General features: G+C 61.0%; 17 protein-coding genes and 1 pseudogene. 12 read left to right on the forward strand and 6 right to left on the reverse strand.

Features of this window, described 5'->3' with window-relative positions:
* Positions 1–40 precede the first annotated feature (40 nt).
* The 3 genes from BK665_RS01360 to BK665_RS01370 all read right to left on the reverse strand — a co-directional run bounded on the left by BK665_RS01360 (position 41) and on the right by BK665_RS01370 (position 2,608).
* Positions 41–1,978 (reverse strand): methyl-accepting chemotaxis protein, encoded by a 1,938-nt coding sequence (locus BK665_RS01360; protein WP_123402504.1) that lies wholly within the window; start codon positions 1,976–1,978, stop codon positions 41–43.
* A gap of 100 nt (positions 1,979–2,078) precedes the next feature.
* Positions 2,079–2,381, reverse strand: a complete 303-nt coding sequence (locus BK665_RS01365) for a cell division protein ZapA (protein ID WP_123402505.1) — start codon at positions 2,379–2,381, stop codon at positions 2,079–2,081.
* Positions 2,378–2,608 (reverse strand): hypothetical protein, encoded by a 231-nt coding sequence (locus tag BK665_RS01370; RefSeq protein WP_123402506.1) that lies wholly within the window; start codon positions 2,606–2,608, stop codon positions 2,378–2,380. Before BK665_RS01370 ends, BK665_RS01365 begins: the two co-directional genes overlap by 4 nt.
* Before the next feature lie 275 nt (positions 2,609–2,883).
* On the opposite strand from BK665_RS01370, the pseudogene BK665_RS35280 reads away from it, so the two are divergent.
* The 5 genes and pseudogenes from BK665_RS35280 to selO all read left to right on the forward strand — a co-directional run.
* Positions 2,884–3,654: pseudogene (locus tag BK665_RS35280) on the forward strand (MCP four helix bundle domain-containing protein); the annotation flags it as partial.
* Positions 3,646–4,509, forward strand: a complete 864-nt coding sequence (locus BK665_RS35285; protein WP_375538920.1) for a methyl-accepting chemotaxis protein — start codon at positions 3,646–3,648, stop codon at positions 4,507–4,509. The pseudogene BK665_RS35280 and the gene BK665_RS35285, both read left to right, overlap by 9 nt.
* A 215-nt stretch (positions 4,510–4,724) precedes the next feature.
* Complete coding sequence (locus BK665_RS01380) at positions 4,725–6,467, forward strand: potassium/proton antiporter (protein WP_123402508.1); 1,743 nt, start codon at positions 4,725–4,727, stop codon at positions 6,465–6,467.
* Positions 6,468–6,502: 35 nt separating this feature from the next.
* On the forward strand, positions 6,503–9,871 hold the full coding sequence (mscK, locus tag BK665_RS01385; protein WP_123402509.1) for a mechanosensitive channel MscK: 3,369 nt from the start codon (positions 6,503–6,505) through the stop codon (positions 9,869–9,871).
* 48 nt (positions 9,872–9,919) lie between these two features.
* Positions 9,920–11,383 carry a protein adenylyltransferase SelO gene (gene selO, locus BK665_RS01390; RefSeq protein ID WP_123402510.1) on the forward strand — a complete coding sequence of 488 codons (1,464 nt, stop codon included), beginning with the start codon at positions 9,920–9,922 and terminating at the stop codon, positions 11,381–11,383.
* A 7-nt stretch (positions 11,384–11,390) separates the two neighbouring features.
* On the opposite strand, the gene mazF is transcribed toward selO, so the two are convergent.
* Both mazF and mazE read right to left on the reverse strand, forming a co-directional pair.
* Positions 11,391–11,753 (reverse strand): type II toxin-antitoxin system toxin MazF, encoded by a 363-nt coding sequence (gene mazF, locus BK665_RS01395; protein WP_123402511.1) that lies wholly within the window; start codon positions 11,751–11,753, stop codon positions 11,391–11,393.
* Positions 11,753–12,022, reverse strand: a complete 270-nt coding sequence (gene mazE / locus BK665_RS01400; protein ID WP_123402512.1) for a type II toxin-antitoxin system antitoxin MazE — start codon at positions 12,020–12,022, stop codon at positions 11,753–11,755. Before mazE ends, mazF begins: the two co-directional genes overlap by 1 nt.
* A gap of 269 nt (positions 12,023–12,291) precedes the next feature.
* Between mazE and trxC the strand changes: the two genes are divergently transcribed.
* Positions 12,292–12,726 (forward strand): thioredoxin TrxC, encoded by a 435-nt coding sequence (gene trxC, locus BK665_RS01405; RefSeq protein WP_054053186.1) that lies wholly within the window; start codon positions 12,292–12,294, stop codon positions 12,724–12,726.
* A gap of 133 nt (positions 12,727–12,859) precedes the next feature.
* Here trxC and BK665_RS01415 read toward each other — a convergent pair whose 3' ends face one another.
* Complete coding sequence (locus BK665_RS01415) at positions 12,860–13,630, reverse strand: ParA family protein (RefSeq protein WP_123402513.1); 771 nt, start codon at positions 13,628–13,630, stop codon at positions 12,860–12,862.
* A gap of 357 nt (positions 13,631–13,987) precedes the next feature.
* On the opposite strand from BK665_RS01415, the gene BK665_RS01420 reads away from it, so the two are divergent.
* From BK665_RS01420 to BK665_RS01445, 6 genes are read left to right on the forward strand one after another with little or no spacing between them, the layout of a single operon-like run.
* Entirely contained in the window at positions 13,988–14,713 is a 726-nt protein-coding gene (locus BK665_RS01420) for a beta-ketoacyl synthase chain length factor (RefSeq protein WP_123402514.1), read from the forward strand.
* Positions 14,689–15,498 carry a lysophospholipid acyltransferase family protein gene (locus BK665_RS01425; RefSeq protein WP_123402515.1) on the forward strand — a complete coding sequence of 270 codons (810 nt, stop codon included), beginning with the start codon at positions 14,689–14,691 and terminating at the stop codon, positions 15,496–15,498. Before BK665_RS01420 ends, BK665_RS01425 begins: the two co-directional genes overlap by 25 nt.
* Positions 15,479–15,739 (forward strand): phosphopantetheine-binding protein, encoded by a 261-nt coding sequence (locus BK665_RS01430; protein ID WP_123402516.1) that lies wholly within the window; start codon positions 15,479–15,481, stop codon positions 15,737–15,739. Before BK665_RS01425 ends, BK665_RS01430 begins: the two co-directional genes overlap by 20 nt.
* Before the next feature lie 9 nt (positions 15,740–15,748).
* Positions 15,749–16,003 (forward strand): acyl carrier protein, encoded by a 255-nt coding sequence (locus BK665_RS01435; RefSeq protein ID WP_007936741.1) that lies wholly within the window; start codon positions 15,749–15,751, stop codon positions 16,001–16,003.
* Positions 16,000–16,545, forward strand: a complete 546-nt coding sequence (locus BK665_RS01440; RefSeq protein ID WP_123402517.1) for a COG4648 family protein — start codon at positions 16,000–16,002, stop codon at positions 16,543–16,545. Before BK665_RS01435 ends, BK665_RS01440 begins: the two co-directional genes overlap by 4 nt.
* Complete coding sequence (locus BK665_RS01445; RefSeq protein WP_123402518.1) at positions 16,542–18,221, forward strand: acyl-CoA synthetase family protein; 1,680 nt, start codon at positions 16,542–16,544, stop codon at positions 18,219–18,221. The genes BK665_RS01440 and BK665_RS01445 overlap by 4 nt, the downstream gene beginning before the upstream one ends.
* Positions 18,222–18,271: the final 50 nt, after the last annotated feature.

Consider the following 18,271-nt stretch of genomic DNA (forward strand, 5'->3'; position numbering starts at 1 on the left):
GAGCGGGCTTGCTCGCGAAGAGGCCCGCACTGACGACACATCAGCTCAACTTGAACCCTCCCATCTGCCGCGCCAAATCATCCGCCAACCGCTGCAACATCTGACAATCCTCACGGCAAGCCCTGACCTCCCCCGCCGTCGCCCGTGCCAGGTCGGAAATCCCCTGCACGTTGCGGTTGATCTCTTCGGTGACGGCGGACTGCTCTTCCGTCGCCGTCGCCACTTGATGGTTCATGTCGCTGATACGCTCGATCTGCCCGGTAATCGCCGTCAATGACGTGCCGGTGCGTTGGCTCGATTCCACCCCCGTACCCGTTGCCGCTTGTCCCGAGTGCATGGACGACACGGCATTTTCCGCGCCTTGCTTGAGGTTGCCGATCATTTGCTGGATCTCATCGGTGGACGACTGCGTACGCCGCGCCAACGTCCTGACTTCATCCGCCACCACCGCAAAGCCACGGCCCATGTCCCCGGCCCGCGCCGCTTCAATCGCGGCGTTCAGCGCCAACAGGTTGGTCTGCTCGGAGATCCCACGAATCACTGCCAGCACCTGATCAATGGACGCCACTTGATGGGCCAACTCGCCCACTGCCGTGGCGGCGACGCCGATTTCGTCGGACATGCTTTCTATATGCCGGATCGAGCCGCCCACCACTTCCCGCGCCTGCAGCGCTTCATCGCGGGCAGTTTGCGATGCCACTGCCGCATTGCCGGCATTCTGGGCGATTTCCTGCACGGTCAGGCCCATCTCGTGGACGGCGGTGGCCACCATGTCGGTCATTTCCTGCTGCCGCCCGGAGCGTTCGGCGGTGTTGTCCACCACCTTCGCCACTTGGCCGACGGCGGTACGCAAACGCTCGCTGGTGGACAGCACTTCGCCAATCATGTCGCGCTGACTTTCCAGGAAGCGATTGAAGCCGCGAGCCAGGTCGCCCAGTTCATCGGCGCGGCTGGAATCTAACCGGTGGGTCAAATCTCCACCACCGCTACCGATGGCTACCAGCGCCGCTGTTACCTGACGAATCGGCCGCACCAGCCCACGGGCCAGCAACACCACCAGCATCAGGCACACCAGCGCCACGGCCAGACCGATTGCGCTGCTGGTCCACATGGCGCGGCGGGCTTCGGCGTAGATCTGCGACTGGGGCACTTCGGCCACCAGGGTCCAGCCCAGGTCCCGTAGCGGCAGGCTCAATGCCAGAAAATCTTCGCCATCGCGGGTAAATACGCTGTTGGTGGCGGTTTTTTGGCCCATGACTGCCTGCGCCGCCGGGGCGCCGATTTGCTCGGCCAACGTGCGCTTTCCACTGAATTGCGCCTCGGGATGAACCTGGATCAAACCGTCGGAACGCACGAGATAGACCTTGCCGCGCTCCCCGAAATTGAAGTTGTGGATCAGCTCCGACAGCTCTTTCATGCTCAGCCCCAGACCGGCAACGCCCACGACTTTGCCGGCCTGCTCGACCTTGAGGTCGATGAACAGCGCCAATTCTCCGGTCGCGGTGTCATTGTCGATATTGAGGGTGCGCGGCTGGTTGCTGTCCAGGAATGAGTAGAACCAGGCGTCTTTCGGGTTGGAGCGGCTAAGGGTCCGGTCCAGGCCTTTTTCGGTGAGGTAGTGGTTGGACGCGGTGCCAACGATCAGCGCGGTAAAGGCTTTGTGCTCGGCGCGGATGCCTTCCAGGTACTTCACGAACGTGTCGGTCTGGGCACTGTTTTCACCCGCGGCCAGCCAGTCGCGCACCATGCTGTTGCTGGCGATGTCCTTGGCGGCGGTGAGGGGTTGCACGAGGATGCGCTCGATGTCATTGCGCATCGCTTCGATGCTCGACGGCAGCGCCTGTTCGACCAGATAGCGCTGGGCGAGGCGGTTGACCACCAGGGTATAAACGCCAACCACGATCAGAATACTGACCAGCAGGGCGGTGCCCATACTCAGGATCAACTGCCATTGAATACTGCGTCGCCAGAACTGCATGGAGCACCCCCAAAGAATAAGAGGCTGAAACACTGCAACAGCCGTGCCGATTGTATACAACGCAAACGACAATTTATTCTTTGGTTGTGCGCAAAGCCGTTCAGGCCTGATTGATCGTCTTGGCGATCACTTCAACCGTGGCGCTGACTTGCTCTTGGTAACGGTCGAGTTCCTGCTGGTGCTGCTTTTTCATTTCAATTTGCTGGGAGCACAGATTCATCGCCGCCAGCACCAACAGGCGGTCTCCGATCAGCGTCGGATATTTGCGTTTGGTGTCGGCCAGGGCTGCCTTCAACATCATCGCGGCGTCCAGCAGGGTTTGCTCTTCCCCGGCCGGCGCCTTGATCGAATAGTCCTCCCCCAGGATCGAGACGACTTTTACCCCTGCGGCGCCCTGGTTCATGCGTTGACAGGGCCGGCGCTGACGCGCTCAACCAGGGCCTGGATGCGGGCGGCAGTGGCGCCTTGTTTCTCTTCCTGTTCCATCAGGCTCAGTTGCAGGCTTTCGTTTTCATCCTTGGCCTGGGCCAGTTCGGCGCTCAGGGTCTGGTTGGTGCCGAGCAGGCTCTGGTTCTGTTGCACCAGGTCGCTGACCAGTTGTTCCAATTGACTCAGGGATGCTTCCAACATTTTGATTTTCCAAGCTTTTTCAAAGGGCGCGTACGATAAAGAAAAGTCACCACGGATGCCAGGGTTATTGGGGCGCAAGGCCTTGATTTTCCTGGCGGGCGACGTTCCTCGCGAGTTTTAAAGACTGTGATTGGCGGATCTGGTTCCTGCACTTCGTCGCCGCAGTCTGTGTGCGACAAATACGCGCAGGGGCTCAAGACTTTAGTCGTAGAACCGATAAGTCACTCATACAGCAGTCTCAGCCCCGCACGGATGCGCTTTTCCCGGTAAACACCATGTCCCTTCGAAATATCAATATCGCGCCGCGGGCGTTCCTCGGTTTTGCGCTGATTGGCGCCTTGATGCTGATCCTGGGTGTGTTCGCCCTGAACCAGATGAGCAAGATCCGCGCGGCCGGCGAAGACATCGCCAATGCCAGCGTGCCGAGCATCAAGAGCCTGGACGAGTTCACCCAACTGACCCTGCGCCTGCGGGTGCTGTCCTACCGTTTGCTGATCAACCGCGAACCGGACGTGCAGCAGAAGACCATGGAGCTGTTTGACGTGCGCAACCAGCAGATCCGCGATGCCCAGCGGGTCTACGAACCGCTGATCGACGGCCCGCAGGAGCGTGCGGCTTATGATCAGTACGTGCAGTTGCTGGCGCAGTATCGTCAACTCGAAGACCGGATGAAGAGCCTGTCGCGCAACAATCAGATCGATGACCTGCGCAAGATGCTCAACACCGAACTGCTGGCCAACTCCGAGGCGGTCAACAATGCCCTCGCGAAGCTGCTGGAGATCAACACCCAGCAGGTCGCCGATACCAACAAAGGCGCGAGCGACCAGTATTCGTCATCCTTTAATCTGGTCATCACCCTGCTGGTCATCGCCACCGGCCTGACCCTGCTGTTTGCCTGGCTGCTGACCAACAGCATCACCAAGCCGATCGCCAATGCCTTGAGCGCCGCCGAAGAAATCGCCGAGGGCAACCTGACCCGTCCGATTACCGTTGATGGCGAAGACGAAGCCGGTCGCCTGTTGCTGGCCATGTCGAAGATGCAGGACAAGCTGCGCGACACCCTGCAACGGATTTCCGGCTCGGCCACGCAACTGGCCTCCGCCGCTGAAGAGCTGAACAGCGTCACCGACGAGAGCGCCCGGGGCCTGACCCAGCAGAACAACGAAATCGAACAGGCCGCCACTGCGGTCAACGAAATGACCAGCGCCGTGGAAGAAGTCGCCCGCAACGCGGTGAGCACCTCCGAAGCCTCGAAAAACGCCACCACCTCTGCCGGTGACGGCCGTGACCTGGTGCAGGAAACCGTCAGCGCCATCGAACGCATGAGCGCCGATGTGCAGAGCACCGCGACGCTGATCGGCGACCTGGCCAACGAATCCCGGGACATCGGCAAGGTGCTGGACGTGATTCGCGGTCTGGCGGACCAGACCAACCTGCTGGCCCTGAACGCGGCCATCGAAGCGGCCCGTGCCGGTGAAGCAGGGCGTGGTTTTGCGGTGGTGGCGGATGAGGTTCGTGCCCTGGCGCATCGGACCCAGCAGTCCACCAGCGAAATCGAACGCATGATCGGCAGCATCCAGAGCGGCACCGAACACGCCGTGGATTCGATGCGCAACAGCACCGAGCGCGCCGAGTCGACGCTGAACATCGCCCGTGGCGCCGGAATATCGCTGGACACGATCAACAGTGCGATTGTCGAAATCAACGAGCGCAACCTGGTGATCGCCAGCGCGGCGGAAGAGCAGGCGCAAGTGGCCCGTGAAGTGGACCGCAACCTGGTTAACATTCGTGATCTGTCGGTGCAATCGGCGACCGGGGCGAATCAGACCAGTGCGGCCAGCAGTGAGCTGTCGCGCCTGGCGCTGGACCTGAACAACATGGTTGGGCGGTTTAGCCTCTAAACAAAGATCGCATCACTGCCGGAAAGATCGCAGCCTCGTTTCACTCGACAGCTCCTACAGGTTTACGCTGATCCAATGTAGGAGCTGCCGAAGGCTGCGATCTTTTGATCTGCAAAACCTTTTTGACAGCATCACATTTCAACAGGTTAGAATCGCTGGCACGCAGACTGCATGGTCAGTTTGTGCCCGCCTTTCAGCTTTTTGGAGTACTGCCTTTGAATGCGACGACCATCAACAGCCTGTTCTTGATCGGCGCGTTGCTGGTAGGTGCGAGCATTCTGGTCAGTTCCCTTTCGTCCCGCCTCGGTATCCCGATTCTGGTGATTATCCTGGCTGTGGGCATGGCCGCTGGCGTCGATGGCGGCGGCATTATTTTCGATAACTACCCCACGGCCTATCTGGTCGGCAACCTCGCGTTGGCGGTGATTCTGCTCGATGGCGGCTTGCGCACCCGGGTCGCGAGTTTCCGCGTGGCGTTGTGGCCGGCGTTGTCCCTGGCCACGGTCGGCGTGTTGATCACCACCGGGCTGACCGGCATGGCCGCCGCGTGGCTGTTCAACCTGAACATCATCCAGGGCCTGCTGATCGGCGCCATCGTCGGCTCTACCGACGCTGCAGCGGTGTTCTCGCTGCTGGGCGGCAAGGGCTTGAACGAGCGGGTGACCGCCAGCCTCGAAATCGAATCCGGCAGCAACGACCCGATGGCGGTGTTCCTCACCGTGACCCTGATCGACATGCTCGCCAGCGGCCAGACCGGCCTGCACTGGAGCCTGCTCGGCCACTTGGTGCGTGAATTCGGCATCGGTGGCGTGATCGGCCTCGGCGGCGGTTGGGTCATGCTGCAACTGGTCAACCGCATCAACCTGGCCAACGGCCTGTACCCGATCCTGGTAATTGCCGGCGGCCTGCTGGTGTTCGCCCTGACCAACGCCTTGCATGGCAGCGGTTTCCTCGCCGTTTACCTGTGCGGGCTGGTGATCGGCAACCGCCCGGTGCGCAGCCGCCACGGCATCCTGCATATGCTCGACGGCATGGCCTGGCTGGCGCAGATCGGCATGTTTTTGGTGCTGGGCCTGCTGGTCACGCCTCACGACCTGCTGCCGATCGCCCTGCCCGCCCTGGGCCTGGCGCTGTGGATGATTCTGTTCGCACGGCCGCTGTCGGTGATGGTCGGCCTGCTGCCGTTCAAAGCCTTCCACGGTCGCGAAAAGGCCTTTATTTCCTGGGTTGGCCTGCGCGGCGCGGTGCCGATCATTCTGGCGGTGTTCCCGCTGATGGCCGGGCTGCCCCATGCCCAGCTCTACTTCAACCTCGCGTTCTTTATTGTGTTGGTGTCGTTGTTGGTGCAGGGCACGAGCCTGCCGTGGGTGGCCAAATTGTTGAAGGTGACGGTTCCGCCGGAGCCGGCACCGATCTCCCGCTCGGCCCTGGAAGTCCATGTCACCAGCGAGTGGGAGTTGTTCGTTTATCGCCTCGGTGCCGAGAAATGGTGCATCGGCTCGCCCCTGCGCGAACTGAAAATGCCCGAAGGCACCCGGATCGCGGCACTGTTTCGTGGCCAGCAACTGCTCCATCCGTCGGGTAGTACGGTGCTGGAAGTCGACGATTTGCTTTGCGTGATCGGCCATGAACACAACCTCCCAGCCCTTGGAAAGCTGTTCAGCCAGGCACCGCAACGGGGTCTGGATTTGCGGTTCTTTGGCGACTTCGTTCTCGAAGGAGACGCCCAGTTGGCCGCGGTTGCTGCCCTGTACGGGTTGAAAGTCGAAGGCATCGATCCGGACATGTCCCTGGCCCGTTTCATTGCCCAGAAGGTCGGCGGCGCGCCGGTCGTGGGTGACCAGGTGGAGTGGAACAACACCATTTGGACGGTCGCGGTCATGGAAGGGAACAAGATCGGCAAAGTGGGCGTCAGATTCCCCGAAGGAAGTCGCCCGGGCCCCGGGTTGTTCCTCTAAACTGCCATTCTTTTCACCTAGCTCGATCGGTCTCTATGCCAACCCTGCGCTCTTTGTTCGCCATTGCCCTGTTGGGCCTGAGTCTCTCCATTGGTACGTTGCAAGCCGGCGAACCGCCGTCCAGCGAAGCCGTGCAGGGAAGCCTGGACCGGATTGCCGAGCGCAAACTGCCGGAAGCTGACCAGAAAGCCCTGCAATCGATTCTGCAGAACACGCTGACCCAGCTCACCAACAAGAGCGATTACGATCAGAAACTGATCGATCTGAAGCAGCAACTGGCCACCGCGCCCAAGCAGAACATCGAGAATCAGCGTGAGCTGGCCCGGCTCAAGGCCACCAAAGTGGCGCCGATCGAGCAGCGCTACGCCAACTCGTCGATCCAGCAACTCGAACAGATGCTGACCGACCGCTCCACCCAGCAAGGCGAGCTGCAAAAAGCCCTGGCCGAGGCCAACAGCCTGATCATCACCGCCCAGACCCGCCCCGAGCGCGCCCAGGCCGAGATCGCCAGCAGCCAGACGCGCATCCAGCAGATCAACAACATCCTCAAGGCCGGCAAAGACAACGGCAAGACCTTGAGCATCGAACAGCGTGACCAGCTCAACGCCGAACTCGCGGCACTGAATGCCCTGATCCCGCTGCGCCGCCAGGAATTGGCCGGCAACAGCCAGTTGCAGGATCTGGGCAACAGCCAGCACGACTTGCTCTCGGAAAAAGTGGCGCGCCAGGATCAGGAAATCCAGGAGCTGCAAACCCTGATCAACCAGAAGCGCCTGGCCCAGTCCCAAGAGACCGTGACCCAACAGTCCATCGAAGCGCAGAAGTCCGGCAGCAGCAGCTTGCTGGCCACTGAAAGCGCGATGAACCTGAAACTCTCCGACTACCTGCTCAAAAGCACCGACCGCCTCAACGAAGTCACCCAGCAGAACCTGCAAACCAAGCAGCAACTGGACAGCGTGACCCAGAGCGATTCGGCCCTGGACGAGCAAATCAACGTACTCAAGGGCAGCCTGCTGCTGTCGAAGATTCTCTATAAACAGAAACAGGCCCTGCCGCGCCTAAAGCTCGACCGCGACCTCGCGGACCAGATTGCCGACATTCGCCTGTATCAATTTGAAGTCAGCCAGCAACGGGAACTGCTCAGCAACCCGGCCGCGTACGTCGACAACCTGCTCGCGACCCAACCGCCAGAGCAAGTCACCCCGCAGTTGCGCAAGAACCTGCTGGAATTGGCCAACACCCGCGCCGACCTGCTGGAACGCCTGAACCGCGAACTGAGCGCGGTGCTCAACGAATCCATCACCCTGCAACTCAATCAGAAACAATTGCTCAGCACCGCGCAAAGCCTGCGGGCGACCCTCGACGAGCAGATGTTCTGGATTCCGAGCAACAAGCCGCTGGACCTGGAATGGATGCGCGGCGTGCCGGAACGTCTGCAACGGCAGGTCACCACCCTGCCCTGGACGTCCAGCCTGAGCGAGCTGAGCGATGGTCTGATCCAGCGACCGCTGCTGTTCCTGCCGTTGGTGTTGCTGATCGGCGCCCTGCTGTGGCGACGCAAAAGTCTGTATGCCCGACTGAACAAGGTTCACCAGGACATCGGCCACTTCAAGCGTGACAGCCAGTGGCACACGCCCCAGGCGATCCTGATCAATATCCTGCTGGCGATGCCGGTGGCGCTGGGCCTGGCCTTGTGTGGTCTGGCCTTGCAAATCGACGCCCGCGGGCAGAACGCCAACATGGGCGCGGCACTGATCCAGATGGGCCAGGCCTGGCTGGTGTTCTACACCGCTTACCGGATTCTCGCGCCGGGTGGAGTGGCCGAACTGCATTTCCGTTGGGAAAAACCCCAGGTCGAGTTCCTGCAAGGTTGGGTTCGACGTCTCGGATTGGTGGTCATGGCGTTGGTGGCGGTGGTGGCGGTCGCTGAACTGCAACCGGCGGCACTGGCGGATGACGTGCTCGGCATGCCGGTGGTGCTGACCTGTTATGCCTTAATGGCCTGGTTGCTCAGTCGCCTGCTGATCAGCAGCCCGACCCATGAAAGCGCTTCGCTGTTCCGCAAGGCCGTGGGGGTCATGTTCACGGTCCTGCCCGTCGCATTGTTCGTGGCGGTGTGCTTCGGCTATTACTACACCGCGCTGAAACTCAGCGACCGGTTGATCAACACCCTGTACCTGCTGATGTTCTGGCTGGTGATCGAAGCCACGTTCGTCCGTGGTCTCAGCGTTGCGGCCCGGCGCCTGGCCTATCAGCGCGCCCTGGCCAAACGCCAGGCTGCCAAAGAGGCCGGCGATGGCGAAGCGGTGATCGAAGAGCCGACCCTGGACATCGAGAAGGTCAACGAACAGTCCCTGCGCCTGATCCGTCTGGCCTTGCTCGGCGGTTTCATCGCGGCGCTGTACTGGGTCTGGTCGGACCTGATTTCGGTGTTCTCGTACCTGGACAACGTCACCCTCTACGAATACACCAGCGGCACCGGCGCCAACATGAGCATGGTGCCGATCAGCATCGGCGACATGCTCGGCGCGCTGATCATCATCGGTATCACCTTCGCCCTGGCGCGCAACTTGCCCGGTTTGCTGGAAGTGCTGGTGCTGTCCAAGCTGAATCTGGCCCAGGGCAGCGCCTACGCCACCACGACGCTGCTGTCTTACGTGATTGCCGGCGTCGGTTTCGTCTCGACCCTGTCCACCCTCGGCGTGAGCTGGGACAAGTTGCAATGGCTGGTGGCGGCGCTGTCCGTGGGACTCGGCTTCGGGATGCAGGAGATCTTCGCCAACTTCATCTCCGGCATCATGATCCTGTTCGAACGCCCGGTGCGGATCGGCGACACCATCACCATCGGCAACCTGTCGGGCACGGTGAGCAAGATCCGCATCCGCGCCACGACCATCACCGACTTCGACCGCAAGGACATCATTGTCCCGAACAAGACGTTCATCACCGGGCAACTGATCAACTGGTCCCTGACCGACACCATCACCCGGGTAACCCTCAAGCTCGGCGTCGATTACGGTTCGGACCTGGACCTGGTCAAGTCGCTGTTGCTGCAAGCGGCCCGGGAAAACCCGCGAGTGCTCAAGGAACCCGAGCCCCACGTGTACTTCCTGAACTTCGGCGAAAGCACCCTCGACCACGAGTTGCGCATGCATGTGCGCGACCTCGGCGACCGCAACCCGGTGCTCGATGAGGTCAACCGCTTCATCAACCATGAGTTCAAGAAGCAGCACATCAACATCTCGTTCCGGCAGATGGAGGTGTACCTGAAGAACCTCCACGGCCAGGAATACAAGTTGGTGCCGGTCGAGGAAGAGAACAAAACCATCCTCTCCCGCGAAGCGCCCCACGAAGCCCTGCGCGACGACCCGATGCAAGAGCCGCCCGAGACCAAACTCGACTAACCGCCTTATCCCTAGCAGAATGCTCGGACATTCTGCTGGAGATGGCCGTTGAAAGCCCTCGACGAACTGACCTTCGACAATCGCTTCGCCCGCCTGGGCGATGCGTTCTCAACCCACGTGCTACCGGAGCCCATCGCGAATCCGCGACTGGTGGTCGCCAGCCCCGCCGCCATGGCGCTGTTGGACCTGGACCCGGCCGTGGCCGAGACCCCGGTGTTCGCCGAACTGTTCGGCGGCCACAAGCTTTGGGCCGAAGCCGAGCCACGGGCGATGGTCTATTCCGGGCATCAGTTCGGCTCCTACAACCCGCAATTGGGCGACGGTCGCGGCTTGTTGCTGGGCGAGGTCTACAACGAGGCCGGCGAACACTGGGACTTGCACCTCAAGGGCGCCGGCCAGACGCCTTACTCACGGATGGGCGACGGACGGGCGGTACTGCGTTCCTCGATCCGTGAGTTTCTCGCCTCCGAAGCGCTCAATGCCCTGAACATCCCGACCACTCGCGCCCTGTGCGTGATCGGCTCCGACACGCCGGTGTGGCGCGAGAAACAGGAACGGGCGGCCATGGTCCTGCGCCTGTCACCGAGCCATGTGCGCTTCGGCCATTTCGAATATTTCTACTACACCAAGCGCCCCGAACAGCAAAAAGAACTCGGCGAGCACGTGCTGGCCATGCACTTCCCCGAATGCCTGGAACAACCGGAACCGTACCTGGCGATGTTCCGCGAGATCGTTGAGCGCAACGCCGAGCTGATCGCCAAGTGGCAGGCCTATGGCTTCTGCCACGGGGTGATGAACACCGACAACATGTCGATCCTGGGCATCACCTTCGACTTCGGCCCGTTCGCCTTCCTCGATGACTTCGACGCCAACTTCATCTGCAACCACTCCGACGATCAGGGCCGCTACTCCTTCAGCAATCAGGTGCCGATCGGCCAGTGGAACCTCAGCGCCCTGGCCCAGGCCCTGACGCCATTTATCAGCGTCGAAGCCCTGCGCGAAACCCTCGGCCTGTACCTGCCGCTGTACCAGGCCCACTACCTCGACCTGATGCGCCGCCGCCTCGGCCTGACCACCGCCGAAGACGACGACCAGAAACTGCTGGAGCGTTTGCTGCAACTGATGCAGAACAGCGGCGTTGATTACACGTTGTTCTTCCGCCGCCTCGGAGATGAATCACCCGAGTTGGCCGTCGCCCGATTGCGCGATGACTTTGTCGATATCAAGGGCTTTGATGCATGGGGTGAGCTCTACGTTGCTCGGGTTTCGCGTGAAGGCTCGCTTGATCAGGAGCAACGCCGGGTTCGGATGCACGCGGTTAATCCCCTTTACATCCTGCGCAATTACTTGGCGCAGAAAGCGATCGATGCGGCGGAGAGTGGCGACTATGCCGAAGTCCGCCGCCTGCACACGGTGCTGAGCAATCCGTTTGTGGAACAGGCGGGAATGGAGAGTTACGCCGAGCGGCCTCCGGAGTGGGGCAAGCATCTGGAGATTAGTTGTTCGTCGTGATGGCCGATCAATCCAGTGGATCAATAGCACTGACGACGCGGGCAACGATGTCTGCCATCGTTACGTCATCAAGGCGTTCAATAAACTTGGCTGAGCCGTCTCGAACACGTTGCTCAATATCAAAACTGCGCACTTGGTTACACACAGCTACACCGTTTGTTTCGTGACCGGTAACGACCACCGCCAAACCAGAGTTTCGACTAAAACTCCCGCCGCTGGTCACGGGCACGGTCATGCTCACGCCCAGCGCATTGATTTCCCTTGGTGTGATCACAACAAAACGATGGCGGTTCATCATTTCTCTCCCGGCCACCGGGTTCGGGTCAATCCAAAAGACATCGCCCCGCTGCGGGGCCTGCCGACGAACCATTAACCCAACTCCCGGCCAACAGGATCACCATCGCGAGCCCATGCTGTCTGTTCGTTCAACTCGGCCAGTTCTTCTGACCCCTGAAGCAATTCATCAAGGCTGTAACGCTTGCGGGTTATTTGCACAACCGGGCGAGCAATCAACTCGCCATCGACCACGTTGAGCTCCAACTGAGAACCGACTTCAAGATGCAGCAATTTCAGCAAGGTTGGCGGGAGCGTAATAACGGCGGCACCGCCCTGGCGGCGTATTTTGGAAGTCACGGACATGAGATCACTCCAATCCGAAAGGTGTGGGATGTCGATGCCTCGACAAGTGCAACAAAAGTAGCACGCAGATGAAAGCAACGCGAATTCCTCAAATCAAGAACGATAAAGGTTGAAGTTGCTTCCAGCGTAGCCATCGATTGCCCGTCGATCGCCAGGAAAATGTGAGTATTTGCGACACGCAGCATTCCCGCCTTGGACCTACTGCTTGATAAACAAGAAGCGCAACTCCAAATCAGTTGCATTGATTACTCACTCTTATGGAGCGCGCCATGTCCGACTCATTACTCATCCCCTGCCCCCACTGCAACGGCCTCAACCGTATCCCCGCCGAGCGCCTGAGCGACCATCCGAAATGCGGCCGCTGCAAGGCTGAGGTGCTGCTGAGTAAGCCGTTCGAATTGAAGCAAGGTGATTACGCCAGTCAGATCAAGGGCGATTTGCCGTTGCTGGTGGATGTGTGGGCGGAGTGGTGTGGGCCGTGCAAGTCGTTTGCGCCGGTGTTCGAACAGGCGGCGGGGCAGTTGGCGGGCAAGTGTCGGCTGGCCAAGCTCGATAGTGAGGCGAATCAGCAGTTGTCGGCGCAGTTGGGGATTCGTTCGATTCCGAGTCTGATTCTGTTCAAGAACGGCCGGGAAGTGGCGCGCCAGAGCGGGGCGTTCCCGTTGCCGCAGTTGATGAGTTGGTTGCGTAGCCAGGGAATCTGAAGCCACCCCGAATCAAAAATGTGGGAGCGGGCTCGCTCGCGAAAGCGCAGTGTCAGTCGACATCAACATTGACTGATACACCGCTTTCGCGAGCAAGCCCGCTCCCACAGGGGTTCGGTGTTGCCTGCGGGAATCAGGCGTTTTCCAGCAGGTTGTGCAGCTCGACAAACTGCTGGGTCAGTTTGTGTCGCGGATCAAGGTGGATCAGCGGCGTATTCGCCTGATGCGACTCTCGCATGCGCACCGAGCTGCCCAGGTACACCGGCAACACCGGCAAACCTTCGGCGATCAGTTCGTCGAGGATTTGCTGAGGCAGGCTCGCCCGGGCCTGGAACTGGTTGACCACGATGCCTTCGACTTCCAGGCCTTCGTTGTGGTCTTCCTTCAATTCTTCGATTTCCGCCAGCAAACCGTATAGCGCCTGACGAGAGAAACTGTCGCAGTCGAACGGGATCAGCACACGATCAGCGGCGATCAATGCTGATACCGCATAGAAGTTCAGCGCTGGCGGAGTGTCGAGGTAGATCCGGTCGTAGTCTTCGCTCAGCTCGTCGAGCAATTTGCGCAGCTTGTTGAACTTGTGTTTCGCCTCAAGCTTGGGCTGCAAGTCGGCCAGCTCAGCGGTGGCGGTAATGACGTGGAGGTTCTCGAACGGGGTTTCGTAGATATCCACCTGGTTTTTCTTCGAGAACGGCCCGGACGACAGGGTCTGCTTGAAGAAATCGGCGATCCCCATGGGGATGTCATTGCCGGTCAGGCCGGTGAGGTACTGAGTGGAGTTGGCCTGGGCATCAAGATCCACCAACAGGGTGCGATAGCCCTCGCTGGCACTGACCGCTGCCAGATTGCAGGCGATGCTGGACTTACCCACACCGCCCTTCTGATTGAACACCACGCGCCGCATGTCAAAACCTCCGTGTATCAAAGAATGACCGAGTGTAGTAGTCCACGGCGTCGCTTAGCTACCTCGCAGGCATGGGGACTACACAGTCAGGTGCATTCTCCTGATGAAAAAAGCGGCGAACTCACGCGGTGATCGCAGACAGAACCGACAGACTGGCCCGCGCCGATGTGGATAATGGCCATACGACAGCTTTTTCGCGGACCAAACGGTACATTCGTTTGCGCAAAGTGTAACCAGTATTTGCTACACGCCCGTCGCACCGGGATAATGCGCGCCACTCGGCGTTAAGCGCCACGTACGGTCGGGCGCTGTTTTAGCGTCTGACCACGTCAAGGAAAGCCCGCAGGGGCGGGATGAATCTTTGTGATCAACTTCAACATCGCCCAATGGCGCGCATGGGCCCCTGGGCTCGAAAGCGTGGACGATTGGCAGGCCTGGAGCCGACAACCGGTCGTGCTCCCGTGCAGCGATGCCGCCCCCGACGTATCGTTTCTGCCGGCCATGCAGCGCAGACGACTCAGCCGCCTGGCGCGGATGGCCTTCAGTGTCGGCTGGCCGTTGGCCGATGGTCGGCAGGACCTACCGTTGGTCTTTATTTCCCGGCACGGCGAAACCCCGCGCACCTTCGATATTCTCAGCGACCTGGCGGCGGATCAGCCGTTGTCCCCGACCCAATTCAGCCTCTCGGTACATAACGCGATTATCGGCTTGTGGTCGATCATGCGCGGCGAAACCAGCGAAATGACTGCTCTCGCCGCCGCTGGCGATGGGCTTGAACACGGCATGCTTGAGGTTGCGGCGCTGCTTTCGGAAGGCGCGCCCGCCGTGTTGCTGGTGGTCACTGAAGAACAACCGCCTGAAGCCTATTCGACCTGGATCGACGATGTGCCCTTCCCTTACGCGGTCGGTCTGCTGCTCACCCCCGGGAATGACTGGCAGCTGTCCCTGAACAGCAACCCCGACGGATTGTCCAAAGCTCACTGGCCCCATGCCCTGAATCTCTTGCGTACCCTGCTCGGCCAGCAAACAACCTGCCAACATGCCTGGAAAAATCGTGTATGGACCTGGCAACGCAACCCGTAATCGATAAAAACCGCGACGCCTACTACTGGCGCCTGCTGGCCACCGCCGCGAGCTTCACCCTGTTCGGGTTGGGCGGGCTGTGCCTGCGTCTGCTGGTTTTCCCGCTACTGGGCTGCCTGCCCGGCGATGCCCTGGCCCATCGGCTGCGAGCACGGAAAATCGTCAGCCGCTGTTTCTGGTTTTTTGTCCGCTTCATGGCCCGCACCGGCGTGCTGACCTACGACATCCAGGGCGCGGAAAAACTCGGGCGTCCGGGGCAGATGATCATCGCCAATCACCCGTCGCTGATCGATGTGGTGTTTTTGATCGGCCTGGTGCGCCACAGCAACTGCGTGGTCAAACAGAGTCTCTGGGACAACCCTTTCACTCGTGGCCCGCTGCGCCGCACCGAATACATCAGCAACGACGGCAGCATGGACATGCTCGACGCCGCCGCCGACGCCCTGAAAAGCGGCCAGACCCTGATCATTTTCCCCGAAGGCACCCGCACCCAGCCTGGCCAGCCGCCGGCCTTTCATCGGGGTGGCGCGGCCATTGCCCTGCGCGGTGCGAAAATCCTCACCCCGGTGGTTATCAAAGTCAGCCCGAGCACTTTGACCAAGGCCGAGCCCTGGTATCGCATCCCAAAACGCCGCGTGCACTTCAGTTTCCGTGTGGGGGCCGATATAGACCCACAGGCCTTCGCTGCGCTGGGGCCAGCCCCCCAGGCTTCGCGCAAGCTCAACGATTACTTGCATCACTACTTTATTAAGGAGCTCGCCGAAGATGAGCGATCTACACCGTGATATCAAACTGCTGATCATCGATGCCCTGGGCCTCGAAGACATCAGCGTCGACGACATCGGCGACGACCAGACCCTGTTTGGCGAAGGCCTGGGGCTGGATTCGGTCGACGCCCTGGAACTTGGCCTGGCGATCCAGAAAAAGTACGGGATCAAGATCGATGCCGACGCCAAGCACACGCGTAATCACTTCTCCAACGTGGCGAGCCTTGCGGCGTTCGTCACTGCAAAACAGGCAGCTTGAGACCGGACCATGCAAACTCGTGACGATATCTTCAACACCCTGCGCGATGCCCTGGTCGAACTCTTCGAGCTGGACCCCGAGCGCATCAGCCTCGAATCCAACCTGTACCAGGATCTGGAGATCGACAGCATTGACGCCGTCGACCTGATTGACCACATCAAGCGCCAGACCGGCAAGAAAATCGCCGCCGAAGAATTCAAATCGGTGCGCACCGTCAGCGACGTGGTCGAGGCGGTCTACCGTCTGGTTCAACCGGCCGCATGAGCCGACTGATCGGCCTCGGCCTGCTGCTGGCGGGCCTGCTGTACCCCTTCGCGGTGTATTTCGGCATGGAGCACTTCGCCCCGTGGCAGTTCGGTCTGCTGCTGGGCAGCCTGTGGCTGGCTCGGGCGCTGAGCGGTGTGCGGCGGCCCGGCAGCCTGTGGATGGCCATCATCGCCATCATTTTTTGCCTGCTGCTGGCAGTGTTCGACAGCCCTGAACTGCTGCGCTGGTATCCGGTGCTGATCAACGGCTTCATGCTGGCGCTGTTCGGGCTGAGCCTGAAATACGGCCCGCCGATGGCCGAACGGCTGGCCCGTTTGCGTGAACCGCAACTGCCGGCCAAGGCCATCGTGTATACCCGCCAGGTCACGGTGGCCTGGAGTGTGTTTTTTCTCTGCAACGGTTTGTGCGCCGCCGCGCTGACCCTTTGGGCGCCGCTGAGTTGGTGGATGTTGTACACCGGCCTGATCTCCTACGGGTTGATCGGCCTGATGTTTGCCATTGAATGGCTTATACGACAACGGGTACGAGGCCACCCATGAATTGGATATCACTTGAGCAACTGCTGCTCAAGGCTCAGCCGGAACGTGCCGTGACGGCCGAACCGGCGTTGAATCACGGGCAATTGTGCGCACAGGCCCTGAGCCTTGCCGCCGGCCTGCAAGCCCAGGGTGTGCGGCGCATTGCCGTGCACCTTGAAGACGCCGCCGAGCTGGCGATTGCACTGCTGGGCGCCTGGCGCGCCGGGGTCAGCGTGTTGCTGCCCGCCGATCTGCAAGCCCAGACCCGCCAGCGCTGGTTGAATGAAGTCGACCTGTGGCTGACCGATCAGGCCGACGACGCCCACCTTGCCGATTATCAGCATGAGCCGATGTCCGCTGCCGCGCTGGATCTGGATCGCTGTCAGTTGAGCCTGTGCACCTCCGGTTCCAGCGGCGAACCCAAGCGTATCGACAAAACCTTGCGGCAACTGGCCAATGAAGTCCAAGCGCTGGAGCAGTTGTGGGGCGCCGACCTGGGCCGGGCCTGCATCATCGGTAGCGTCGCCACCCAGCACATTTACGGTTTGCTGTTCCGCGTGCTCTGGCCGTTGTGTGCCGGGCGGTCGTTCGTGCGCAAGCAACTGGCCTTCCCGGAAGACTTGCAGCGCGCCAGCCGCGAACATCCGGCGTTTGCCTGGGTCGCCAGCCCGGCGCTGCTCAAGCGCATGGGCGATAACCTCGACTGGCCAGCCTTGAGCGCGGTGCGCCGGGTATTTTCCTCCGGCGGTGCCCTGCCCGCCGAAGCAGCCCAAAGCCTGTTCGAACGCCTGAAGCAATGGCCGACGGAAATCCTCGGCAGCTCGGAAACCGGCGGCATTGCCTGGCGCCAGGGGCAAACGCTGTGGCAGCCATTCACCGATGTGCTGCTGAGCCAGGACAACGACGGCGCGCTGCTTATCGCCTCGCCCTACTTGCCTGCCGGCCACATCGAACACACCGCTGACGCCGCACGGATCGCCGCCGATGGCCGTTTCGAGTTACTGGGACGGCTGGACCGCATCGTCAAACTGGAAGAAAAACGTATCTCGCTACCGATGCTGGAACAGGCACTGATGGCCCACGACTGGGTCGCCGAAGCGCGCCTCGGCGTGGTTCAGGAAAACCGCGCCTCCCTGGGGGCGCTTTTGGTGCTCAGCCAACAAGGGCTGCATGCCCTGCGCAATCAGGGGCGGCGCACCCTCACCCAGGAACTGCGTCAGCACCTGAGCCAGCATTGCGAAGCCCTGGCCCTGCCACGACGCTGGCGCCTGCTGCGCCAACTGCCGCTGAACGCCCAGGGCAAACTGCCCCAGGCCGACGTCGAAGCGCTGCTGCTCGCGCCGCGCCCCAAGGGCCCGGACGTGCTGGAACAGACACAAACCGATGGCGAATGGAGCCTGCAACTGGCCGTGCCGCCGGACCTCGCTTATTTCAGCGGCCACTTCCCCCAGGCGCCGGTACTGCCCGGCGTGGTGCAAGTAGATTGGGCGCTGAGCCTCGGCCAGCAATTGATGGACCTGCCGAGCACCTTCGCCGGCATGGAAGTGTTGAAATTCCAGCAACTGGTGCGTCCGGGGGACGAAATCCAACTGCACCTGCGCTTCGACCCGGAGCGCAGCAAGTTGTACTTCACCTTCCGCAACGACACCGCCACCTGCTCCAGTGGGCGGATTGTGCTGGAGGTGGCGCATGCCTGAGTTTGGAGAGTGCTGCGCACTCATTCGCGAGCAGGCCCGCTCCCACACAG

This window comes from Pseudomonas frederiksbergensis (assembly GCF_003732665.1).
In the GTDB taxonomy this organism is placed as follows: domain Bacteria; phylum Pseudomonadota; class Gammaproteobacteria; order Pseudomonadales; family Pseudomonadaceae; genus Aquipseudomonas; species Aquipseudomonas frederiksbergensis_G.

Excerpts from the sequence above, each read along its gene's own strand:
- trxC (WP_054053186.1), top strand. The coding sequence starts at position 12,292 with ATGTCCGACTCATTACTCATCCCCTGCCCCCACTGCAACGGCCTCAAC.
- BK665_RS01370 (WP_123402506.1), bottom strand. The coding sequence starts at position 2,608 with ATGTTGGAAGCATCCCTGAGTCAATTGGAACAACTGGTCAGCGACCTG.
- BK665_RS01415 (WP_123402513.1), bottom strand. The coding sequence starts at position 13,630 with ATGCGGCGCGTGGTGTTCAATCAGAAGGGCGGTGTGGGTAAGTCCAGC.
- BK665_RS01425 (WP_123402515.1), top strand. The coding sequence starts at position 14,689 with ATGGACCTGGCAACGCAACCCGTAATCGATAAAAACCGCGACGCCTAC.
- BK665_RS01430 (WP_123402516.1), top strand. The coding sequence starts at position 15,479 with ATGAGCGATCTACACCGTGATATCAAACTGCTGATCATCGATGCCCTG.
- BK665_RS01360 (WP_123402504.1), bottom strand. The coding sequence starts at position 1,978 with ATGCAGTTCTGGCGACGCAGTATTCAATGGCAGTTGATCCTGAGTATG.
- mazE (WP_123402512.1), bottom strand. The coding sequence starts at position 12,022 with ATGTCCGTGACTTCCAAAATACGCCGCCAGGGCGGTGCCGCCGTTATT.
- BK665_RS35285 (WP_375538920.1), top strand. The coding sequence starts at position 3,646 with ATGCAGGACAAGCTGCGCGACACCCTGCAACGGATTTCCGGCTCGGCC.
- BK665_RS01440 (WP_123402517.1), top strand. The coding sequence starts at position 16,000 with ATGAGCCGACTGATCGGCCTCGGCCTGCTGCTGGCGGGCCTGCTGTAC.
- BK665_RS01435 (WP_007936741.1), top strand. The coding sequence starts at position 15,749 with ATGCAAACTCGTGACGATATCTTCAACACCCTGCGCGATGCCCTGGTC.
- mscK (WP_123402509.1), top strand. The coding sequence starts at position 6,503 with ATGCCAACCCTGCGCTCTTTGTTCGCCATTGCCCTGTTGGGCCTGAGT.
- BK665_RS01365 (WP_123402505.1), bottom strand. The coding sequence starts at position 2,381 with ATGAACCAGGGCGCCGCAGGGGTAAAAGTCGTCTCGATCCTGGGGGAG.
- mazF (WP_123402511.1), bottom strand. The coding sequence starts at position 11,753 with ATGGTTCGTCGGCAGGCCCCGCAGCGGGGCGATGTCTTTTGGATTGAC.
- BK665_RS01445 (WP_123402518.1), top strand. The coding sequence starts at position 16,542 with ATGAATTGGATATCACTTGAGCAACTGCTGCTCAAGGCTCAGCCGGAA.